We start from the raw sequence: 231 nt of genomic DNA, 5'->3' as shown, positions 1-231 counted from the left end.
TTCAGCATAGTAAGTGTAAACTCCAATAGCTGTATCGGTAGGCGTATAATTAAGGCCAGAAGCTAATGCAGTACCTCCAGTGGCGTTTGCATACCAATTAACAGCATCCCCTAAAGCAGGAGGGCCAGGTAGTACAACACTTAAAGCAGGTGTAGTTGCCCCAAAACAAATACTAGGATTGTTAGGATTAGTAGGCGTATCGATAAAAGGACAAGCACAATTAGGCGCAGT

At 43.7% G+C, this 231-nt stretch carries 1 protein-coding gene; it reads right to left on the bottom strand.

All coding sequences use genetic code 11. The features are described 5' to 3' along the window. On the bottom strand, positions 1-231 hold a 231-nt coding region (locus ACVC08_RS00650), incomplete at both ends, for an Ig-like domain-containing protein (RefSeq protein WP_452600579.1).

The organism is Pontimicrobium sp. MEBiC06410, from assembly GCF_053601615.1.
The sequence above is the reverse complement of the archived record's forward strand: the minus strand, read 5'-3'. Positions and strand labels throughout refer to the sequence as shown.